Origin of the sequence: Castellaniella defragrans 65Phen (assembly GCF_000612685.1) — a bacterium.
Taxonomy (GTDB): domain Bacteria; phylum Pseudomonadota; class Gammaproteobacteria; order Burkholderiales; family Burkholderiaceae_B; genus Castellaniella; species Castellaniella defragrans.
On record NZ_HG916765.1, the window covers coordinates 1,419,034 to 1,435,723 of the forward strand.

The 16,690-nt window shown below is 69.6% G+C and carries 14 protein-coding genes; 12 read left to right on the forward strand and 2 right to left on the reverse strand.

Annotated features, from left to right (window positions below; all coding sequences use genetic code 11):
- Positions 1–126 precede the first annotated feature (126 nt).
- Genes BN940_RS06390 through BN940_RS06400 form a run of 3 tightly spaced genes read left to right on the forward strand, consistent with a single transcriptional unit; the run spans position 127 to position 3,482 of the window.
- On the forward strand, positions 127–993 hold the full coding sequence (locus tag BN940_RS06390) for a branched-chain amino acid ABC transporter permease (protein ID WP_043681254.1): 867 nt from the start codon (positions 127–129) through the stop codon (positions 991–993).
- Positions 994–1,006: 13 nt separating this feature from the next.
- Entirely contained in the window at positions 1,007–2,785 is a 1,779-nt protein-coding gene (locus BN940_RS06395) for a branched-chain amino acid ABC transporter ATP-binding protein/permease (protein ID WP_043681256.1), read from the forward strand.
- The gene (locus tag BN940_RS06400) at positions 2,778–3,482 is read left to right on the forward strand and encodes an ABC transporter ATP-binding protein (RefSeq protein WP_043681258.1); all 705 of its coding nucleotides are present in this window, start codon (positions 2,778–2,780) and stop codon (positions 3,480–3,482) included. Before BN940_RS06395 ends, BN940_RS06400 begins: the two co-directional genes overlap by 8 nt.
- A 37-nt stretch (positions 3,483–3,519) precedes the next feature.
- Here the strand turns inward: BN940_RS06400 and BN940_RS06405 are convergent, their stop codons facing one another.
- Both BN940_RS06405 and BN940_RS06410 read right to left on the reverse strand, forming a co-directional pair.
- Positions 3,520–4,221, reverse strand: a complete 702-nt coding sequence (locus BN940_RS06405) for a FadR/GntR family transcriptional regulator (protein WP_043681260.1) — start codon at positions 4,219–4,221, stop codon at positions 3,520–3,522.
- A 59-nt stretch (positions 4,222–4,280) separates the two neighbouring features.
- Complete coding sequence (locus BN940_RS06410; RefSeq protein WP_043681263.1) at positions 4,281–5,018, reverse strand: SDR family NAD(P)-dependent oxidoreductase; 738 nt, start codon at positions 5,016–5,018, stop codon at positions 4,281–4,283.
- 282 nt (positions 5,019–5,300) lie between these two features.
- Between BN940_RS06410 and BN940_RS06415 the strand changes: the two genes are divergently transcribed.
- From BN940_RS06415 to lpdA, 9 genes are all read left to right on the forward strand, one after another.
- Positions 5,301–6,539, forward strand: coding sequence for a branched-chain amino acid ABC transporter substrate-binding protein (locus BN940_RS06415; RefSeq protein ID WP_409360364.1), 1,239 nt, complete (start codon positions 5,301–5,303; stop codon positions 6,537–6,539).
- A gap of 242 nt (positions 6,540–6,781) precedes the next feature.
- Positions 6,782–7,723, forward strand: coding sequence for a branched-chain amino acid ABC transporter permease (locus tag BN940_RS06420; protein WP_043681275.1), 942 nt, complete (start codon positions 6,782–6,784; stop codon positions 7,721–7,723).
- A 4-nt stretch (positions 7,724–7,727) separates the two neighbouring features.
- Complete coding sequence (locus BN940_RS06425) at positions 7,728–8,963, forward strand: branched-chain amino acid ABC transporter permease (protein ID WP_043681278.1); 1,236 nt, start codon at positions 7,728–7,730, stop codon at positions 8,961–8,963.
- The gene (locus BN940_RS06430; protein WP_084330543.1) at positions 8,960–9,838 is read left to right on the forward strand and encodes an ABC transporter ATP-binding protein; all 879 of its coding nucleotides are present in this window, start codon (positions 8,960–8,962) and stop codon (positions 9,836–9,838) included. The genes BN940_RS06425 and BN940_RS06430 overlap by 4 nt, the downstream gene beginning before the upstream one ends.
- 95 nt (positions 9,839–9,933) lie before the next feature.
- The gene (locus BN940_RS06435) at positions 9,934–10,662 is read left to right on the forward strand and encodes an ABC transporter ATP-binding protein (RefSeq protein WP_043686099.1); all 729 of its coding nucleotides are present in this window, start codon (positions 9,934–9,936) and stop codon (positions 10,660–10,662) included.
- On the forward strand, positions 10,659–11,528 hold the full coding sequence (locus tag BN940_RS06440; protein ID WP_084330544.1) for an SDR family NAD(P)-dependent oxidoreductase: 870 nt from the start codon (positions 10,659–10,661) through the stop codon (positions 11,526–11,528). Before BN940_RS06435 ends, BN940_RS06440 begins: the two co-directional genes overlap by 4 nt.
- 20 nt (positions 11,529–11,548) lie before the next feature.
- A complete protein-coding gene (locus BN940_RS06445) occupies positions 11,549–13,753 on the forward strand; it encodes an alpha-ketoacid dehydrogenase subunit alpha/beta (RefSeq protein WP_043681281.1) in 2,205 nt (734 codons plus the stop codon).
- A 38-nt stretch (positions 13,754–13,791) separates the two neighbouring features.
- A complete protein-coding gene (locus BN940_RS06450) occupies positions 13,792–15,174 on the forward strand; it encodes a pyruvate dehydrogenase complex dihydrolipoamide acetyltransferase (RefSeq protein WP_043681285.1) in 1,383 nt (460 codons plus the stop codon).
- Positions 15,175–15,181: 7 nt separating this feature from the next.
- Positions 15,182–16,591 carry a dihydrolipoyl dehydrogenase gene (lpdA, locus tag BN940_RS06455; RefSeq protein ID WP_043681288.1) on the forward strand — a complete coding sequence of 470 codons (1,410 nt, stop codon included), beginning with the start codon at positions 15,182–15,184 and terminating at the stop codon, positions 16,589–16,591.
- Positions 16,592–16,690 lie beyond the last annotated feature (99 nt).

Here is a 16,690-nt window from a genome sequence, read left to right on the forward strand (position 1 = left end):
CCCGGCGCGGCCCGGGCCGCGCCGCCGCGGCGGGCGCGCCGGCCGGGGCCGCGGGTCGGGGTCCGGAGCCCCGGGGCCCGAGCCTTCCCGCCCGCCGCGGCGGCGCCACTCACGAGAGGATTGGCCATGGATATTTTTTTCCAGTTGATCATCAATGGTCTCCTCCTGGGAGGCGCCTACATGATTCTCAGCCTGGGCCTGACGCTGATCTTCGGCGTGGTCCGCGTGGTGAACTTCGCGCATGGCGAGTTCCTGATGATCGGCATGTACCTGGTGTACCTGCTGGCCGCGCAGCTGGGCATCCATCCCTACGTCGGGCTGGTGCCCGCCGCCCTCGTGCTGTTCGCCCTGGGCGCCGTCACGCAGAAGGTCGTCATCGAGCCTCTGCTGAACGCGGGCGAGGAAATCCAGATCTTCGCCACGGTCGGCGTCTCCACGATCCTGCTGAACCTGGCGCTGGTGATCTTCGGCGCCGACGTGTTCCGCGTCCATACCTCGGTGGGCACCGGCTCCGTGGCGGTGGGGCCGTTTTCGCTGGTGACCGGCCAGATCGCCACCTTCGCCGTGGCGATCGTGCTGGCGGCCGGCCTGCACCTGTTCATGCACCGGACCTATCTGGGCCGCGCCCTGCGGGCCGTCGCGCAGCAGCGCTACGCGGCCATGCTGATGGGGGTGGACGTCAAGTTCGTGTACGTCATCGCCTTCGGCCTGGGCTCGGCCTTCGTGGGCGTGGCCGCCGGCCTGCTGGCGCCGCAGTATCCGGTCTTCCCGACGGTGGGCACCTATTTCGTGCTGACCGCCTTCGTGATCGTGGTGCTGGGCGGCATGGGCAGCCTGTACGGCGCGGTCGCGGGATCCCTCATCATCGGCGTGGTCGACACCCTGGCCGGCTTCTACATCGCGCCGGACCTGAAAGAGGTCGTCTACTTCGGCATTTTCCTGCTGATCCTGATCCTGCGTCCCAGCGGGCTGTTCGGCCTGGGCACTGAATAACCCGGAGGCGCGCGTGTTTCCCGATCTCAGACATCCAAAATCGTACGTCGGCCTGGGCGTGCTGGCGCTGGCGTTCCTCGCGCCCCTGGCATTGAACACCCCCTTCTGGACCAATCTGTTCGTCCTGCTGTTCGTCTTCTCGGCCCTGTCGATCGCCTGGAACATCGTGGGCGGCTTCGCCGGCCAGCTGTCCCTGGGCCACGCGGTGTTCTACGGCATCGGCGGCTACACCTCGACCCTGCTGACGCAGAATTTCGGCATCTCCCCCTGGATCGGCCTGTTCGCCGGCGCGGCGATCTCGGGCGCCGTGGCCGTCGTCATCAGCTATCCCACCCTGCGCCTGAAAGGACCCTTCTTCGCCCTGGCGACCATCGCCATCCTGGAGGTCGTGCGCCTGCTCGTCATCCACGAGGAAAGCTGGACGGGGGGCTCCAGCGGCATCAGCCTGCCGCTGAGCATCGGCTGGAAGTGGATGATCTTCCGCGACAAGACCAACTACCTGGTGATCGCGTTCGGGCTGTTCCTGTTCGTCTTCTGGGTGTCCTGGATGATCCGGAAGTCGCGGCTGGGGCATTATCTGCTGGCCATCCGCGAGCGCGAGAGCGCGGCGCAGGCGGTGGGGGTGAACACCGCCGGCAAGAAGACCCAGGCGGCCGTGATCTCGGCCATGCTGACCAGCATCGTCGGCACCTTCCACATCACCTACCTGATGTTCGTCGATCCGGCCTCGGCCTTCTCGCTGGAGCTGTCCATCCAGATCGCCATGTTCTCCCTCATCGGCGGGATGGGGACCCTGGCCGGACCGGTCGCCGGCACCTTCCTGGTCCTGCCGATCGCCGAGCTGGCGCGCGCCTGGCTCAGCGGCGTCGGCAACGGCGTGCACGGCCTGATCTACGGGATCATCCTGGTCATCGTCGTGCTGACCATCCCGCAGGGGCTGGTGGGCTCGCTGGGCGGCCGCGTCAACCGCCTGATGGACCGGCTGCCCTACCTGGGCCGCCGGCCCGCGGCGCGCCCCCGCGCGGCGCAAGCGAAGACGGGCCGGGTCCGGCAGGAAAATCCGGTGCTGGAGGCGCGCCACCTGTTCAAGAACTTCGGCGGGCTGCGGGCCACGAACGACGTGTCGCTGACGCTCCACGAGAACGAGATCCTCGGCATCATCGGCCCCAACGGCGCGGGCAAGACGACCGTGTTCAACCTGCTGTCGGGCTTCATCCGGCCCGACAAGGGCACGATCCGCCTGAAGTCGCGAGCCGGGCACTGGGTGAGCTGCGGCGCGCCCTACCACTACGCGCGCCAGGGCCTGAGCCGCACCTTCCAGACGGCCCTGCCGTTCACCAGCCTGACGGTGCTGGAGAACATCATGCTGGGCGCCTTCATGAACACGGCCGACCGCGCCGAGGCCGAGGCGGTGGCGCTGGAGATCGCGGAGCTGACCGACCTGCGCGAACTGCTGGACGTGGAGGCGCGCAACCTGACGGTGGGCGGCGTGAAGCGGCTGGAGGTCGCGCGCGCCCTGGCCTCCCGGCCGACGATCCTGCTGCTCGACGAGGTGATGGCGGGCCTGAACCCGACCGACATCGAACGGGCCATCGCCATGATCCGCCGGGTGCGCGAATCGGGGGTATCCGTCGTGATGATCGAGCACATGATGCAGGCGGTCATGGCCCTGTCCGACCGCATCGTCGTGATCAGCGAGGGCGCGGTCCTGACCAGCGGCTCGCCGCGCGAGGTCGTTGAAAATCCCCAGGTCATCGAAGCCTACCTGGGCCGGGAGCAACGCCATGCTTAAGGTATCCAATCTGTGCGCCGGCTACGGGAAGACGCAGGTGCTCGACCGCATCAGCTTCCACGTGGACGCGGGCGAGGTCGTCACCCTGATCGGGGCCAACGGGGCGGGCAAGACCACGACGCTGAAGGCGATCTGCGGCGTCATCCCCGTGACCGGGGGCCAGGTCGAGTTCGAGGGCGAGCAGCTGGCCAACCGGCCCGCGTCCCACATCGTCTCGGCCGGCATCACCATGATTCCCGAGGGGCGCCAGCTCTTTCCCGGCTTCACCGTGCGCGACAACCTGCTGATGGGCGCCTACAAGCCGGCGGCCCGCGCCGAGGCCGCCCGGCGCATGGACGAGGTCCTGGAGATCTTTCCCCGCGTGAAGGAGCGCCTGGCCCAGCTGGCGGGCTCGCTGTCCGGCGGGGAGCAGCAGATGGTCGCCATCGCGCGCGGCATGATGGCCGGCCCGCGCCTGCTGATCTTCGACGAGCCCTCGGTCGGCCTGTCGCCGCTGCTGGTGCAGCAGATGTTCGACATCGTCGAGCGCATCACCGCCGGCGGCATGACGGTGCTGCTGGTGGAGCAGAACGTCTTCCAGACGCTGAAGCTGGCCGACCGCGGCTACGTGCTGGAAAACGGCACCATCGTCCTGGAGGGCAGCGGCGCGGAGCTGCTGAACAATCCCCACATCAAGCGGGCCTACCTGGGCGGCTGAGGCCGGCCGCCCTGCCGGCCGCCGGTGCTCGCGGCCGTCATTCCTTCAGGTAGATGTCCAGGCGCCGGGCGGCGTTGCGCAGGTGCGTCTCGGCGGCCTGGGCGGCGCCGGCGCCGTCGCGCGCCTGGATGGCCTTGAGGATGGCCTGGTGCTCGGTCTGCACGGACATCATCAGGTCCGGATGGCGGGTGACCGTGTTGGTGCGCGCCCGCCGGATCAGGCGCCTGACGTGCTGCTCCAGGTATTCGTTCAGGGCGATGAAGTGGGGGTTGTGGGTCGCGTCGCAGATCGCCTGGTGAAAGGCGTAGTCCTCGCTGTCGCCGGGCTGGTCGTTGATGATGGCGTATTCCATCCCGATCAGGGCGCGCCGGATCGATTTCAGGTCCTTGGCCGTGTGCCGCATCGCCGCATGGCGCGCGGCGGCCGACTCGAACGCCACCAGCAGCTCGATGATGTGTTCGAGGGCGTCGCGGTCGTCCAGCGCGGTGGCCGACAGGCGGAAGGACTGGCGCGCGCTGCGCGCGTTGACGAACACCCCCCGGCCCTGGTGCGAGCTGACCAGCCCTTCGGACTTGAGCTGCGAGATGGCCTCGCGCACGACGGACCGGCTGACGCCGAACTGTTCGCACAGCTGCTTTTCGCTGGGCAGCTTGCCGCCTTCGACGAGGCGGTTCTGCTCGATTTCGTCCTTCAGCCATTCGACGATGCGGGTCGTCAGCGGCGGAGTGGCGTTGTCCATGGTCCTGCGTGCCTATGCCGGGAGTGCCGTTGAGCCGCTCAGTATGACATGGGCCGCGGTCATACGATGTACAGGCCGCCGTTGACGTGCACGGTCTCGCCGGTCACGAAGGCCGCCAGGTCGGAGCACAGGAACGCGATGACGCCGGCCACCTCGGCCGCGGTCCCGAACCGCTTCATCGGCGTGGCGTCCAGCAGCGTCTGGCCCTTCTGGCGCACCAGCGGCTCGCTCATCGCCGTGGCGATGATGCCGGGCGCCACGATGTTGACCCGGGTGCGGGGCGCGAGTTCCAGCGCCAGGCTCTTGCTGAAGCTGCTGACGGCGCCCTTCGAGGCCGAGTAGTGCGCGTGGCCGAAGCTGCCGCGGTGGCCGGCCAGGGACGCCAGGGTGACGATGGCGCTGCCGTCGGCGAGGTGGGGGATGACGGCGCGGCACATGTAGAAGGTGCCGTCCAGATTGATGCTCATGAGCTTGCGCCACTGGGCGTCGCTCATGTCCTGGACGCGCTGCTCCGGGTAGATGCCGGCCGAATGCACCAGGCAGTCGATGCCGCCGTGGCGCGCGGCGACCTCCCGGGCCAGCGCCTGGCAGGCCTGCGCGTCCGACACGTCGGCGGCGTGCGTGGAGACGCCGCCGGCCACGGGCGCGAGCTCGGCGGCCAGCGCGTCGAGCGGCCCGGCGGCCAGGTCGCACAGGGCCACGCGGGCGCCGGCCCGCGCCATCAGGCGCGCCGCTTCGCGGCCGATGCCGCCGCCGGCGCCGGTGATCAGGACGGTCTTGCCAGAGAATGAAATCATCGATGTCTCCTTCTAGGGTAATCCCTAGTATCAGATAAGCTATTGATAATGAAGATGAAAAATCCGGAATCCGGAATTTTTCCGGCAACTCGCCCGCGCCGCATTGACAAGCGATTTTCCACTTGCCTAGAATTCTACAACTTGTCTGATAAGTAGATCAAATATGTCTGACAAGTTGACGGAAATCAGATCAACGAAGGCGATCCGGCCGGGCGCCGCAGAACGCCCGGCGCTTTCCGAGAGCCGGGGCCGGATGCCGATCACAGAACAGGAGTGGCTGGAGTGAAATACACGAAAATTGCGACGATGCTGTCCGTTTGCGGCCTGCTGACGATGGGGGCGGCCCAGGCCGCGCCGCTGAAGATCGCGCTGGTCGAGACCCTGTCCGGTCCGCAGGCCTCGACGGGGCTGCTGTACCGGACCGCCGTCAAGTACGGGCTGGACGGGATCAACCAGGGCGGCGGCTGGAACGGCGCGCCGGTCGAGCTGGCCGAATACGACAACCAGGGCGGTCCGGCGGGCGCCTCGGACAAGGTCAAGGCCGCCATCGCCGGCGGCGCCCGCGTCATCATCCAGGGCTCGTCCTCGGCCGTGTCCGGGCAGATCACCGAGGACGTGCGCAAATACAATCTGCGCAATCCGGGCAAGGAAGTGCTGTACCTGAACATGGGCGGCGAGGCCCTGGAACTCACCGGGGACAAGTGCCACTTCTATCACTTCCGCTTCACGACCAACGCGCCGATCCGCGTCAAGACGCTCGTGCACGCGATGAAGGAAGCCGGCGACCTGGGCACCAAGGTCTTCTCCATGAACCAGAACTATTCCTGGGGCGCGGACATGCAGAAGGCGATCCAGGATTTCGCCCAGGAAGGCGGCTACACGGTGGTGGAATCCGTGCTGCACGACGTCAACAAGATCCAGGATTTCGCCCCCTATACCGCCAAGATCCGCGCCAGCGGCGCGCAGACGGTGCTCACGGGCAACTGGTCCAACGACCTGCTCCTGCTGATGAAGAGCGCGCGCAACGCCGGCCTGAACGTGCGTTTCGGCACGGTCTTCCTGGACCAGCCGGGCAACATCGCCAACGCGGGGGACACCGCGCTGGGGCATTACATCGCCACCGCCTTCAATCTGGGGCTCAATCCGCAGACCGAACAGTTCGGCGAGGCGTACAAGGCCAAGACTGGCCACTACCCGACCTTCATCGAGCCGCAGACGGTGTTCGGCATGGAAATGCTGGGCGAAGCGCTGAAGCGGACCGCCGCCAAGGACGGCGACATGAACGTCACGGACCTGGCCCTGAACCTGGAAAAGGTGCACCTCAAGACGCCCATGGGCGAGCAGAGCATCCGCCAGGCGGACCACCAGGTCGTGCTGCCCATCGTCGTCGCCAAGGTCGGCAAGGACGCCAAGTACAAGGCGGACGGGACCGACATGGGTTTCGTGGCGGTGAAGACGTTCACGGGCGAGGAGGCCGTCAACCCCGTCGAAGCCACGTGCAAGATGAAGCGCCCGGCCTGAGCCGGCGGCCCGTCGCCGATCCGGCCCTGCGGAGCGATCCGGCTCTGCGGAGCGATCCGGCTCCGGCGGGCCCGGCCCCGGCCGGCAGGGTTCCGGTCCTTCCGGTGCCGGGTGGCCCGGTCCCGGCCGGTTCGGCCCTGGTTTGAGGACGCGGGGCGCCGGCCGGCAGGCCGGGGCCCTTCACGAAGCGTTCGTCGCGCACGATCCCGCCGCCCGCGGCGGGTGCGCATTCTGGAATTGCCATGGAATTTTTCACCGTTTCCTTGCTGAACGGGGTGATCTACGGATTGCTGCTGTTCATGGTGTCGGCGGGGCTGACACTGATCTTCGGCATGATGGGCGTGCTGAACTTCGCCCATGCCGCCTTCTACATGCTGGGCGCCTACCTGGCCTACAGCCTGGAAAAGGCCGTCGGCTTCTGGCCGGCGATCGTGCTGTCCCCGATCCTCGTCGGCGTGACCGGCGGACTGGTCGAGCGCTACATGCTGCGCCGCGTCCACCGCTACGGGCACGGGCACCAGCTGCTGCTGACCTTCGGGGTGTCCTTCATCATCACCGAGCTGGTCAAGCTGTTCTACGGCAACTACCCGGTGGACTACCGGGTGCCGGCTTCCCTGGATTTCTCCGCCTTCCGGATCTTCGACGCCAGCTACCCCTTCTATCGCCTGCTGATCGGCGGCACGTCCGTGCTGATGTTCGCCCTGATCTACCTGCTGCTGACGCGCACGCGGGTCGGCATCGTGGTGCGCTCGGCCGTCTTCAAGCCGCGCATGGCCGAGGCGCTGGGCCACAACGTGCCCATGGTGTTCATGGGCGTCTTCGCCGTGGGCTCGGCGCTCGCCGGCCTGGCCGGCGCGGTGGCGGGCGCCTTCTACACGACCAATCCCAACATGGCGCTGGAGCTGGGCGTGATGGTCTTCGTGGTGGTCGTGGTGGGCGGGCTGGGCTCCCTGGAAGGGGCCATGGTGGCCTCGCTGCTGATCGGCCTGATCACCTCGTTCGCGGTGGGCGTGGACTACAGCTTGGCCGATGCGCTGGGCGTCGTGGGGCTGGGCGCCTGGGCGCACCAGGTGGGCGGGCTGCTGACGCTGAAGGTGTCCTCGCTGGCGGGCACGATTCCCTTCGCCCTGATGCTGCTGGTCCTGATGGTCCGGCCGTCCGGGCTGATGGGCAACCGGGAGTAGGACCATGAAATCGATCCACGCAACGACGCTGCTGGCGCTGCTCGCCCTGCTGCTCTTCGTGCCGCCGTACCTGCCGACGACCCTGGTGAACGCCGGCATCCAGATGCTGATCGCGGCCCTGTTCGCAACGGCGTTCAACGTGCTGGCCGGGCAGGGCGGGATGCTGTCCTTCGGCCATTCCGCCTATTTCGCCATCGGCACCTTCGCCACCATCCACGCCATGAACGCGGTCGAGGCGATCGCGGGATTTCCCACGCCGCTGCTGCCGCTGGCCGGCTTCGTGGGCGGCGGCCTGCTGGGCGTGGCGGCGGGCTGGTTCTCCACCCAGCGCAGCGGGGTGTATTTCGCCATGGTGACCCTGGCGCTGGCCGAACTGCTGCACGCCCTGGCGCCGCACCTGAGCGGGATATTCGGCGGGGAAGGCGGCGTGTCCGCCATGCGGATGCCGGCCTGGGGGCTCACCTTCGGCTCCTCGATCGAAGTCTATTACCTGACGCTGTTCTGGGCCGCGCTGGGCATCGCCCTGCTGTATTACTTCACGCGCACGCCGCTCGGGCGCCTGTGCGAGGGGCTGCGGGAAAATACGCACCGGCTGGGCTTCCTGGGCTACGACGTCCACAGGCTGCGCCTCATGGTGTTCACGATATCGGCCGCGTTCTCGGGGCTGGCGGGCGCGCTGCTGGCCATGAGCAACGAGGCGGCGAACTACGTGCTGTTCGACATGAACCTGTCGGCCCAGGTCGTGCTCAACGCCTACATCGGCGGCATCGGCGCCTTTTTCGGGCCGGCGCTGGGGGCGGCCGTCATGACCTTCTTCGGCTACGCGGTCTCGGACCTGACCCGGACCTGGCTGCTGTACCAGGGCGTGATTTTCGTGCTGGTGATGATGTTCATGCCGGCGGGCCTGTTCAGCATCGGCCGGTGGTGGCGCACGCACCGCGACCGCCATTCCCCGGGCCGCCTGGGCGCGGTGTTCGCGGGCTGGGCGTGCGGCTGCCTGCTGGCCGCGGCGGGCCTGGTGTTTCTCGTGGAAATGCTCGCCGTCGTGCTGGCGCAGGATTATCAGTCCCTGCTGGTGGCGGGCCAGCCCTGGCCGGCGGTGGCGCTGTTCGGCCTGAACCTGCGGCCCGGCCAGTTCCTGGTCTGGCTCGCGCCGCTGCTGCTGATCGCCCTGGGCGTGGTCTGGGTGCTGTGGGTCGGCCGCCGCTGGGCGGCCCTGCGCGAGGAGTACGCATCATGAATGTCCCCATCGTCGAAAACGCCGCGGAGAGCGTCGCCGGAAACGCGGCCGGGAATGCCGCCGGAAGCACGGCCGGGCACGCGGCCCGAAACGGCGCGGCGGCCCGCAACCCCGCCGCCGGGGCCCGCACGGTCCTGGAGCTGGCGGGCGTCCACAAATCGTTCGGCGAGACCGAGATCATCCGCGGGGTGGACCTGGCGCTGATCGAGGGAGAGCGGCACGCCATCATCGGCCCCAACGGCGCCGGCAAATCCACGCTGTTCCACCTGATCTCCGGGCAGCTGCAGCCCACCCGGGGCACCATCACCCTGGACGGCCGGCAGATCCAGGGGCTCGAACCGCGCGTCATCAACCGGATGGGGCTGGCGCGGTCGTTCCAGATCACCAACATCTTCCCGGGCCACAGCGTGTTCGAGAACCTGCGCTTCGGCATCCTGCGCCGCTACGGCCTGCAATACAACTTCTGGCGCCGGGTGGCCCAGGTGCGGCGGATCACCGAGGAAACCGAGCAGCTGCTGGAGGAACTGCGCCTGCTGAAGTCGCGCGACGTCCTGGCGGGCGAGCTGTCCTATTCCGAGCAGCGGTCGCTGGAGATCGGCATGGCGCTGGCGTCCGATCCGCGCGTCGTGCTGCTGGACGAACCGATGGCGGGCATGTCGCGCGAGGAAACCGACTACACCGTCGGCCTGATCCGCCAGCTGACGGCCCGGCGCACCCTGATGATCGTGGAGCATGACATGGATGTGGTGTTTTCCCTGAGCGACCGCGTCAGCGTGCTGGTCTACGGCCAGATCATCGCCACGGGCACGCCCGACGAGATCCGCGCCAACCGGCAGGTGCAGGAAGCGTATCTGGGCACGGAGGTCTCGGTATGAAGGACGAACGGGGCATGAAGGACGAGCGCCACGCCGCGCGAAGCGAAGGGCAGGCGCGGATGCAGTCGGAGGCGCGGATGCAGTCGGAGGCGCGGATGCAGTCGCAGTCGCAGGCGCAGGCGCTGCTGAGCGTGCGCGGCCTGCATGCGCACTACGGCAAGAGCCACATCCTGCGGGGCGTGGATTTCGAGGTCGGACATGGCCAGGTGCTCAGCCTGCTGGGCCGCAACGGCTCGGGGCGGTCCACCACCCTGAAGGCGCTGATGGGTCTGGTGCCGCCCAGCGCCGGCCAGGTGCTGTTCGACGGCGCGGAGCTGGCGGGCCTGCCGCCCTACGCCATCGCGCGCCGGGGCATGGCCTACGTGCCCGAGGAACGCGAGGTCTTCGCCAACCTGAGCGTCGAGGAAAACCTGATCATGGGCATGCAGGCGGCCCGCGAGGGCATCGCACGCTGGTCCGTCGAGCGCATGTTCGACTATTTCCCGCGCCTGAAGGAGCGCCGCAACACGCTCGCCGGCAACCTCTCGGGCGGCGAGCAGCAGATGCTCACGATCTGCCGGTCGCTGCTGGGCAATCCGCGGCTCATCATGATCGACGAACCCACGGAAGGCCTGGCGCCCAAGATCGTCGAGGTCGTGGGCGAGGCCATCCAGGACATCCACCGCCATGGGGTCTCGGTGATCCTGGTGGAACAGAAACTCACCATCGCCATGAGGATTTCCACCGACGTGTGCCTGCTGGGCCACGGCCACGTCGTCTTCAGCGGCACCCCGGCGGAATTGACCGAACGCCCGCAATTGCTCAAGGACTGGCTGGCCGTATGAACGCTTCCCACACGAATGCTTCCTCCCGGGATGCGTCCTTCCCCGATGCGCCCTACTCGATCGAGGCCCTGCAGGCCCTGGCCCGCGGCCAGGGCTTCGCGGGACTGCGGGACAAGGTGGTCCTGATCACGGGGGCGGCCAGCGGCATCGGCCTGGCCATGGCGCACGCGTTTTCCGCCTGCGGCGCGCGTCTGGCGCTGCTGGACGTCGACGGCGCGGCGCTGGAAGCCGCCGCCGGCCGGCTGCGGGCCGCGGCGCCGCAGGTGCCGATCCTGGCGCAGGTCGCCGCCGTCGACGAGCAGCCGGCGGTCGAGCGGGCGTTCGAGGCCGTCGAACAGGCCTGGGGGCGGGTGGACGTCCTGCTCAACAATGCCGGGATCTCGATGAACTGCCCGACGCTGGAGCTGTCGGGCGAGGCCTGGCGCAAGGCGGTGGACGTCAATCTGAACGGCGTCTTCTATTGCGCCCAGGCGGCCGCCCGGCGCATGGTCGCCCGCGGCGGGGGCGTGATCCTGAACATGGCTTCCATGTACGGCGTGGTGGCCGCCCCCGAACGCGCGGCCTATTGCGCCACCAAGGCGGCGGTCGCCATGCTGAGCAAGTCGCTGGCCATCGAATGGGGCCCCCTGGGCGTGCGGGTCAACGCCATCGCGCCCGGCTACGTCCGCACCGCCCTGGTCGACGACCTGGTGGCGCGCGGGCGCATGGACCTGGACGCGCTGGCGCGGCGCACGCCCAGCGGCCGGCTGGGCACGCCGGAGGAAATCGCCGCGCTGGGCCTGTTCCTGGCGAGCGACCACGCCGCCTTCATCAATGGCCACGTGGCGCTGGCCGATGGCGGCTGGTCCGCCTACAGCTACATCTGATCCTGTTGTGGAGAGTATTCATGCCTGAACTGATTTCACTGGCCCCGGCCTCGCCCTGGGTGGAACTGCGCGTCACGCAGGCCGACTGGAAGGCCGCCGATCCCGCCGTGCTGGGGACGCTGCTGTCGCACATGCACCTGATCCGGGCGTTCGAGGAAACCGTGGTGGGGCTGGCGCTCGACGGCCTGGTCCACGGCCCGGCGCACTCCAGCATCGGCCAGGAAGGCGGCGCGGCCGGCGCCCTGGCCCTGCTGACTTCCGCCGACCAGGTCAACGGCTCGCATCGCGGCCACCATCATTTCCTGTCCAAGGCCCTGGCGCACCTCATGCCCGCGGGCGTGGACCCGCGCGCCGAGCTGCCGCCCGCCGTGCGGGCCCTGCTGCAGCGCACGCTGGCCGAGATCCTGGGGCTGTCGCAGGGCTTCTGCCATGGGCGCGGGGGCTCGATGCACCTGCGCTGGGACGAGGCCGGCGTCACGGGCACCAATGCCATCGTCGGCGGCGGCGTGCCGCTGGCCGCGGGCTCGGCCTGGGCGCACCGGCATGCGGGCACCGATGCGGTGGCGGTCACCTTCTTCGGCGACGGCGCCGTCAACATCGGCTCGGTGCTCGAGACGATGAACCTGGCCGCCGCCTGGAAGCTGCCCCTGTGCTTCTTCATCGAGAACAACCGCTACGCGGTGTCCACCCACGTCGAGGAGGCGACCGCCGAGCCCCGCCTGTCGGCGCGCGGCGCGGCGTTCAACATCCCCAGCTGGAAGGTGGACGGGATGGACGCGTACGCCGTCCACCTGGCCATGCAGCAGGCGCTGGCGCACATGCGCGCCGGCAGGGGGCCGACCGTGATCGAGGCGGACGTCTACCGCTTCCTGCACCAGAATGGCGGCTTCCCGGGCAGCGCCTTCGGCTATCGCAGCAAGGAGGAGGAGGCGGCCTGGCGCAAGCGGGACCCGCTGGACCAGCTGGCCGCGCGCATGCAGAAGCTGCGCCTGATCGAGGCGGCGGAGGTCGACGCCCTGCGCGCGCGCATGCAGGCCGCCATGCAGGACGCGGTCGAGGCCCTGACCGAGCCCGATCCGGCCGGCAAGGCGGGCAAGAAGCGCATCCGCCCCGAACTCTGGCCCGATCCGGGCTTCCGCGACGTGGGCCTGCGCGGCGACCTGCGCGAATTGCAGGGCGCGCGCTGCGAGGAGGAATCCACCTTCCGGGGCGAGCTGCGGGAGCGCAAGTTCATCGACGTCGTGGCCGAGACGATGGACCGCCGCATGGCGGCCGACGCGCGCATCGTCGTGCTGGGCGAGGACGTGCACCGCCTGAAGGGCGGCACCAACGGCGCGACGCGGGGCCTGAAGGACAAGTACCCCAGCCGCGTGCTGGGCACGCCCATCAGCGAGAACGCCTTCGCCGGCCTGGGCGGCGGCATGGCGATGGATGGCCGCTTCCGGCCGGTGGTGGAATTCATGTATCCCGATTTCCTCTGGGTCGCGGCCGACCAGGTGTTCAACCAGATCGGCAAGGCGCGGCACATGTTCGGCGGCGACATCGACGTCCCGCTGGTGCTGCGCTCCAAGGTCGCGATGGGCACCGGCTACGGCTCGCAGCACTCGATGGATCCCGCCGGCATCTTCGTCACCAGCCCGGGCTGGCGCATCGTCGCGCCGTCCACGCCGTTCGACTACGTCGGCCTCATGAATGCCGCGCTGCAGCTGGAGGACCCGGTGCTGGTCATCGAGCACGTGGACCTCTACGCCGCCAGCGGCCCGGCGCCCGTGGACGACTTCGACTACCAGACCGCGTTCGGCAAGGCGGCCGTGCGCCGCGCGGGCGCCGAGGTCACGGTGCTCACCTACCTGTCGATGGTCTGGCACGCCCTGGAGGCGGTCGAACGCACGGGCGTCGATGCCGAGGTCGTCGATCTGCGCTGGCTGGATCGCGCCAGCCTGGATTGGGAGACGATCGGCGCCAGCATCCGCAAGACGAACAACGTGCTGATCGTCGAGCAGGGCGCGCAGGGCACGTCCTACGGCGGCTGGCTGGCCGACGAGATCCAGCGGCGCTTCTTCGACTGGCTGGACCAGCCCGTCCAGCGCGTCACCGGGGGCGAGGCCTCGCCCAGCATCTCCAAGGTGCTGGAGCGCGCCGCCTGCGCGCGCACCGAGGAAGTCGTGGAAGGCCTGGAGCGCGTCATGCGCGGCCAGGGCGCCCCCGTGCGCGGCCAGGGCTGAGGAGATGGGAATGAATCGGAAGCAGGGGAGGAATTGAGATGGCCATTCTGTTGCACATGCCGGAAGTCGCCGCCAACATGGAGTCCGCCACCATCGTGTCCTGGGCCAAGGCGGAGGGCGACCCGGTCGCCGTCGGCGACGCGCTGGCGGACATCGAGACCGACAAGGCGGTCATCGAGTTCACCGCGGAGGCCGCGGGCGTCCTGGGCCGGATCCTGGTGCCGGCCGGACAGGCGGCCGCCGTGGCCGCCCCCATCGGGGTGCTGCTGGCGCCGGGCGAGCAGGCCGCGGATATCGACGCCTTGCTGAGCCAGGCGGCCGGCGCGGGGCCCGCCGACCCGGCCACGGCCCAGGCCGCCGCTTCGGCTGCCGTACCGGCCGGGGCTCCGGCCTCCGCCGCCGTCCCGGACGAAGCATCGGCGCCCGCCGGCATCGCTTCGGCCGCCGCGGCTCCCGCGTCCGCGCCCGCCGCTTCTGCGCCCGCCGGTCCGGCCGGCGGCCGCCTCTTCGCCAGCCCGCTGGCCCGCCGGCTGGCGGCCGAAGCGGGGCTGGACCTGCGGGGACTGCCGGGCAGCGGGCCCCATGGCCGCATCGTCAAGCGCGACGTGCGGGCGGCGCTGGCGCGCCCGCCCGCCGCGGCGCCCGCGGCGGCCGCGTCCGTCCCCGCGCAGCCGGCCGCGGCGCCCGCCGTTGCGCCACAGGCCGCGGCGCCGGCGCCCGCCGTTCCCGCGGCGGAGGCCGGGGCGACCCGCATCCCGCATTCGGCGATGCGCCGCACCATCGCCCGGCGCCTGCTCGAAAGCAAGACGTCGGTGCCGCACTTCTACCTGCGCGCCGATTGCCGGATGGACGAGCTGCTGGCCTTGCGCGAGACCATCAACGCGGGCGCGCCGCGGCGCATCTCCGTGAACGACATGATCGTCAAGGCGGCCGCCGTGGCGCTGGCGGAGCTGCCCGACATGAACGTGAGCTGGACCGACGAGGCCCTGCTGCGGCATGCCGCCGTGGACATCTCGGTGGCGGTGGCCACCGAGAACGGCCTGATCACGCCCATCGTGCGGCAGGCCGAGGGCCGGTCCCTGTCGGCCATCAGCGCGGACATCGCCCGCCTGGCGCAGCGCGCCCGCGAGGGCCGCCTGCAGCCGCAGGAATACCAGGGCGGCAGCTTCACCGTCAGCAACCTGGGGATGCACGGCGTGCGGGAATTCGCCGCCATCATCAATCCGCCGCAGGCCGCCATCCTGGCGGTGGGCGCGACCGAGCGGCGGGCCGTGGTGGATGCGCAGGGCCAGCTCGCGGCGGCCTCGATGATGTCGGTGACGCTGTCCGTGGACCATCGCGCCATCGACGGCGCACTGGCCGCCCGCTGGCTGAAAATCTTCCGGCGCCTGATCGAGGCGCCCCTGGGCATCCTGATCTGAGGCCGCCATGAAACATGAACGTCACGATTACGACGTCGCCGTCGTCGGCGCGGGCCCCGGCGGCTATGTCGCCGCGATCCGCGCGGCGCAGCTCGGCCTGCGCACCGCGCTGGTCGAGAAGGCCGAGCCGGGCGGCGTCTGCCTGAACTGGGGCTGCATTCCCACCAAGGCGCTGCTGCGCTCGGCCGACGTGCTGCGCCTGACGCGCGACGCGGCGCGCTACGGCATCCGGGTCGAGGCGGCGCAGCCCGATCTCGCCGCCATGGTGGCCCGTTCGCGCCAGGTCGCCGGGCAGCTGCGGCGCGGCGTCGCCCATTTGCTGAAGAAGAACGGGGTGGCAGTCATCCCGGCCGCCGCCCGGCTGGCCGGCCGGGGCCGGGTCGAGCTGCGGCCGGTCGCGGCCGGCCAGGCGCCCGCCGCCCTGCAGGCGCGGTCCGTCATCCTGGCGACCGGCGCGCGCGCCCGCCTCCTGCCCGGGCTGGAGCCCGATCCGGCATCGGTCTGGTATTACCGGGAAGCGCTGACCCCCGCCTTCCTGCCCCGCCGCATGCTGGTGGTCGGGGCCGGGGCGATCGGCATCGAGTTCGCCAGCTTCTACCATGCGCTGGGGGTGCGGGTGCGGGTGGTGGAAATGGCCGACCGCGTGCTGCCGTCCGAGGATGCCGACATCTCCGCCCACATGGAGAAGTCCCTGTCCGGACAGGGCATCGAACTGTCCCTGGGATGCCGCATCCTGGAGGCGAAGCGGGCCGGCGGCGCCTGGCGGGTGAGCGTGCAGGGGCCGGCGCGGGCCGAGACCCACGAAGCCGACGTCATCCTGGTGGCGGCGGGCATCCAGGGCAACGTGGAGGACCTGGGCCTGGAGCGCACCGCGGTCCGGGTCGAGAAATCGCACATCGTGACCGGTCCGCACGGCGCGACCGACGAGCCCGGCGTGTACGCCATCGGCGACGTCGCCGGCGCGCCCTGGCTCGCCCACAAGGCCTCGCACGAGGCGGTCGCGTGCGTGGAGCACATCGCCGGCCTCGCGCCCCATGCCCTGGAAGCCGGCCGCATCCCCGCCTGCACCTACAGCCACCCCCAGGTGGCCCATGTGGGGATGACCGAGGCGCAGGCGCGCGCCGCCGGCCGCGAGGTCCGCGTCGGAAAATTCCCCTTCCTCGCCAACGGCAAGGCGATCGCCATGGGCGATACCGAAGGCTTCGTCAAGGTCGTCCTGTGCGCGCGCAGCGGCGAGCTGCTGGGGGCCCACATGGTGGGCGCCGAGGTCACCGAAATGATCCAGGGCTTCGGCATCGCCATGGGGCTGGAGACCACCGAAGCCGAATTGATGCAGACGGTCTTCGCCCATCCGACGCAATCCGAGGCCATGTACGAAGCGGTATTGGCGGCGTATGATAGGGCTCTGCATATTTGAAGCGCTTCATAATCGATCGTGAATTTGAAGCGCTTCAATTTCCAGGGCGGTTTTCAGGACAATGTCCAGGGCATTTTTCAGGGCGGATTTCCGGCAAGG

Excerpts from the sequence above, each read along its gene's own strand:
- BN940_RS06435 (WP_043686099.1), top strand. The coding sequence starts at position 9,934 with ATGCAGTCGCAGTCGCAGGCGCAGGCGCTGCTGAGCGTGCGCGGCCTG.
- BN940_RS06440 (WP_084330544.1), top strand. The coding sequence starts at position 10,659 with ATGAACGCTTCCCACACGAATGCTTCCTCCCGGGATGCGTCCTTCCCC.
- BN940_RS06410 (WP_043681263.1), bottom strand. The coding sequence starts at position 5,018 with ATGATTTCATTCTCTGGCAAGACCGTCCTGATCACCGGCGCCGGCGGC.
- BN940_RS06405 (WP_043681260.1), bottom strand. The coding sequence starts at position 4,221 with ATGGACAACGCCACTCCGCCGCTGACGACCCGCATCGTCGAATGGCTG.
- BN940_RS06420 (WP_043681275.1), top strand. The coding sequence starts at position 6,782 with ATGGAATTTTTCACCGTTTCCTTGCTGAACGGGGTGATCTACGGATTG.
- BN940_RS06400 (WP_043681258.1), top strand. The coding sequence starts at position 2,778 with ATGCTTAAGGTATCCAATCTGTGCGCCGGCTACGGGAAGACGCAGGTG.
- BN940_RS06425 (WP_043681278.1), top strand. The coding sequence starts at position 7,728 with ATGAAATCGATCCACGCAACGACGCTGCTGGCGCTGCTCGCCCTGCTG.
- BN940_RS06445 (WP_043681281.1), top strand. The coding sequence starts at position 11,549 with ATGCCTGAACTGATTTCACTGGCCCCGGCCTCGCCCTGGGTGGAACTG.
- lpdA (WP_043681288.1), top strand. The coding sequence starts at position 15,182 with ATGAAACATGAACGTCACGATTACGACGTCGCCGTCGTCGGCGCGGGC.
- BN940_RS06390 (WP_043681254.1), top strand. The coding sequence starts at position 127 with ATGGATATTTTTTTCCAGTTGATCATCAATGGTCTCCTCCTGGGAGGC.
- BN940_RS06430 (WP_084330543.1), top strand. The coding sequence starts at position 8,960 with ATGAATGTCCCCATCGTCGAAAACGCCGCGGAGAGCGTCGCCGGAAAC.
- BN940_RS06450 (WP_043681285.1), top strand. The coding sequence starts at position 13,792 with ATGGCCATTCTGTTGCACATGCCGGAAGTCGCCGCCAACATGGAGTCC.